Annotated in this window: 3 protein-coding genes and 1 tRNA gene; 3 read left to right on the top strand and 1 reads right to left on the bottom strand. The window is 56.9% G+C overall.

Translation table 11 applies throughout. The annotated features are described in order from the left end of the window. The first annotated feature begins 53 nt into the window (after window positions 1-53). The 3 genes from M7439_RS12465 (at window position 54) to M7439_RS12475 (ending at window position 2,690) form a co-directional block, all read left to right on the top strand. Window positions 54-136 (top strand) — tRNA-Tyr (locus M7439_RS12465). A gap of 62 nt (window positions 137-198) precedes the next feature. After that, the gene (gene mptB, locus M7439_RS12470; RefSeq protein WP_298347398.1) at window positions 199-1,941 is read left to right on the top strand and encodes a polyprenol phosphomannose-dependent alpha 1,6 mannosyltransferase MptB; all 1,743 of its coding nucleotides are present in this window, start codon (window positions 199-201) and stop codon (window positions 1,939-1,941) included. 65 nt (window positions 1,942-2,006) lie between these two features. Beyond that, window positions 2,007-2,690: a DNA-3-methyladenine glycosylase gene (locus M7439_RS12475; protein WP_298347399.1), complete on the top strand. Its 684-nt coding sequence runs from the start codon at window positions 2,007-2,009 to the stop codon at window positions 2,688-2,690. A gap of 44 nt (window positions 2,691-2,734) precedes the next feature. Here the strand turns inward: M7439_RS12475 and M7439_RS12480 are convergent, their stop codons facing one another. Further along, window positions 2,735-3,247, bottom strand: a complete 513-nt coding sequence (locus M7439_RS12480; RefSeq protein WP_298347400.1) for a GNAT family N-acetyltransferase — start codon at window positions 3,245-3,247, stop codon at window positions 2,735-2,737. Between the last annotated feature and the right edge of the window lie 241 nt (window positions 3,248-3,488).

Consider the following 3,488-nt stretch of genomic DNA (forward strand, 5'->3'; position numbering starts at 1 on the left):
CTCTGAAACTACGTCGAATGAAGGCATACTGGTAGACTATTATGTCCTCACCAGGGTCGGTGCCCGAGTGGCCAATGGGAGCAGACTGTAAATCTGCCGGCGTACGCCTACGGGGGTTCGAATCCCTCCCGGCCCACCGAGGGGTCTAGCGTGGAGCGATGTGGGAACGCCCGCTGCGCGCTAGACTGTAGCGAGCTCATGGAGAACAACACTAGCGAGCCAAGCGCCGCATCGCACGAGGGACAGCTGCACGAGAATGACCGGCTTCGCCGTCGGCGAGCCAAGCAATGGGCGGAATCTCCCCAAGGCGTGGGCAAGGTTGCTTCCGATGAAGTAGAGGCTGGCAACCGAGTGCAGGATCGCACCCAAAGCCAAACAGCCAGCGGGACACTGGGCAGAGCGATCCGTCTCGTTCGTCAGTGGTTTGCTTGGGCCAATGTCGACAATCTGATGCATGTGAACCCTCTTTGGACCGGGTTTATCGGCTCGCTTTTGGTTTTTCTTGGTTCGCTTCAGGCGAACTCCCCCTTTACGTCTAAAATTCCTGGATCCTGGTATCTTGGCGTCAACGCCACCCCTCACCCAGGAAATGTGTTTGTTGAACTGCTTGCCCAATCGCTGGTTTACTACGGTCTTATCCTGACCGGTGTCGCCTGGCTGAGAATCGTGGTGGGTAGTCGTCGTGGTGAGGAACTCCGCCATAAGTGGCTCTTGTTTGGGCTGTGGATTTTGCCGTTGATGGTGGCTGGGCCACTTTTTTCACGTGACGTGTACTCCTATGCCGCGCAGGGTCGTATGGTTACGCTTGGTATCAACCCCTACAGTGGTGGCCCCGCGTTACTCGGGAACAGCGCCTATCGATCGACGGTCGACCCGCTGTGGGGTATGGCAAAGGCGCCTTATGGCCCATTGTTTCTTGCGTTGGCTGGAGGGCTTGTTGAGTTGGCTGGTCACTCTCCACTGCTGACCGTGCTGCTTTTGCGGCTGGTCGCCCTTATCTCGGTCGTGGTTATTGGGATGTTTGTCCTTAAGATTGCTGATCTGTTGGGTGTGAACCGTGACCTTGCCTTTGCTCTCTCTGCAGCAAACCCTATTCTGCTCTATACCTTCGCATCTGCAGGGCATAACGATGCATTGATGACCGCACTGATGGTTGTGGGGATCTACCTTTTCCTCAAGGATCGGAGGTTGGCTGGTATTGTCGTGGTGGCCCTAGCGGCATCCGTCAAGGTCCCAGCGATTGTAGCGATTGGTTTTATGGGTTACCACTGGAGCAACTCGGAGCGGGTGCTGAGCAAACTCCGCGGACTGGTCATCGCGGTGATGCTGACGTTGGCGATCTTCTACCTTCTGGGGCTCGTCACTCACTTAGGGATGGGCTGGATTCCTGCCCTATCCACACCGGGTTCGGTACTCTCGTTCGAGGACCCGATCATTCTTGTGGGTTACGCATTAGGTTGGGTGTTGGCCCACCTCGGCCTACCCTTCGGACCGCATTTCGTGGTTGGTGTCTTCCGCGCCATCGGTGATGTGCTGATTCTGCTCATCGGTGGGATCACCATCCTTGGGAGCCGTCGCTCGAATATCGTACGGCTGACCGGTGTTGTACTTGTGGTGACTGTTGTACTTGGACCGGTTATCTGGCCATGGTATCTGGGTTGGGGAATAGTGTTGTTGGCACTCGGAGCTGGCGATTTGACCGTCGATTTCCTGGTGCTCCTTACCCTGTCTGCGATGCCTATTGATTTCCTGGGGGCACCAACTGCCTTTGCATGGATCGGTTACGCGGGTCTCGTCACGGTCCTCTATCGCCGGCGGGCAAGTCTCTTCCGCGAGGCCAGCGAGGTCTATGATGGGTTTCGGACGGCCCTTGGAGAGGCTGTCCCTGCCCGTTACCAGCGCTGGCTGCCGCAATTCGTTCGCATTGCTGCTGATTCGTGATCCTTTTTCAGGAGATGACGCTGGCGAAGGTCGGTGCTCCACGACGACGATGAGCTGGTTATCTCATGAGTAAGCAGACCGAGGAACGTATTGAAGAAGCTGTTGCTACGCTGTCGGCCCAACATGCCTTGATGGCCCAGTTCGCGAGACTCTACGGTACCCCGCGCCTCTACAGGGATTCATTCGATCCGGGTCGAAGGGATGAGCAGGGCCGAAGGAATGAGCAGGGTCAAAGCGGCCCACGCGATACGAGCGATGCGTTTGGCTTTTTGGTGGAGACCCTGGTGTATCAGCAGCTGTCTGGGTCGTCGGCGCGAGCGATCCTTGATCGCTTGATCTTAGCTACCGGACTAGAGATCGACGTGATTCGTGGACTTGGTGGTGACGAACTGCGTCGTATCGGGCTCTCGGGTCCGAAGATTAAGACATTGGAACGACTCTGTGCCAGCGTCACTCGTGAGGAGCTGGCGCAACTCGCATGTTGCGATGATGAGACGGTCCGAAGGTATATCGTAGGACTCTACGGCTTTGGCGAGTGGAGTGCCGACATGTATCTGATGTTTCACCTGCAACGTCTCGATGTCTGGCCGGTGGGTGACCTGGCTATGCGAAGAAGTGTCGAGCGACATCTGGCCGATAGTCGTTCGATGACAGTATCGGAGCTGGTGGCCCAAGGTGAGCGCTTTCGACCATTCCGCTCCCTGGCCGCATGGTATTTTTGGGCTGATGATCACGCACAGGGCCGTTAGCGATTCGGGGCGCCGCGCGCTTCCTCGCTCGGGTTCGCGTTCTGCTACCGGAGCTGTCGCTGTAAAATCGCCATATCGAGCCACTTCCCGAACTTGCGACCGATCTCATGTTCAACGCCTACGAGCCTGAATTCACAGCTGAGATGGAGCTGCAACGAGGCCCTATGGTCAGCGACGATGTGAGCGATGCAGCTATGAAAGCCTAACGAGGTAGCTGTTACCAACAGGTGCTCCAACAAAAGGTGCCCAACACCCTGTCGTTGATGTTGGGGGTCGATATAGACGGAGTCTTCCACTGTGGAGTTGTACCCCGCTCGAGGGCGAAAGGGGGAGATGGTTGCGTAGCCGATTGGTTGGTCATCTTGCACGGCGACCAACGCTGGATAGATGCCAGAGTGCAGCTCCAGCCAGCGTTCTTGTTCGAGGTGGGTGCGGGGTTCTAGGTCGAGCGTCGCTGTTGATGACAGCACGGCGTGATTATAGATTTGTCGTAGGATCTCCGCGTCCTGTGGCAGGATGTGGCGGATCATGATTGGTGAGGGTTTCGACTGGGTCATCGCCAGGACTTGGAGTGGTAGCGGGTGCGAGCATCGAGCGGACCCTGTGCGGTCGTGTTCACGGGATCCGGGTCACTGGGAGTATGTGGAGGACTGAGCACACGAAAGTGAGTAGGGTGTGAGGATCAATTCTCATGACCTAGTATCATAGATTGAGCCTTATACGTATTGCCCCCTTAGCTCAGTCGGCAGAGCACAGCCATGGTAAGGCTGGTGTCGTCGGTTCGATTCCGACAGGGGG

The organism is Ferrimicrobium sp. (assembly GCF_027319265.1).
Taxonomy (GTDB): domain Bacteria; phylum Actinomycetota; class Acidimicrobiia; order Acidimicrobiales; family Acidimicrobiaceae; genus Ferrimicrobium.

Coding starts and splice junctions, on each gene's coding strand:
- M7439_RS12480 (WP_298347400.1), bottom strand. CDS start 3,247: ATGACCCAGTCGAAACCCTCACCAATCATGATCCGCCACATCCTGCCA.
- mptB (WP_298347398.1), top strand. CDS start 199: ATGGAGAACAACACTAGCGAGCCAAGCGCCGCATCGCACGAGGGACAG.
- M7439_RS12475 (WP_298347399.1), top strand. CDS start 2,007: ATGAGTAAGCAGACCGAGGAACGTATTGAAGAAGCTGTTGCTACGCTG.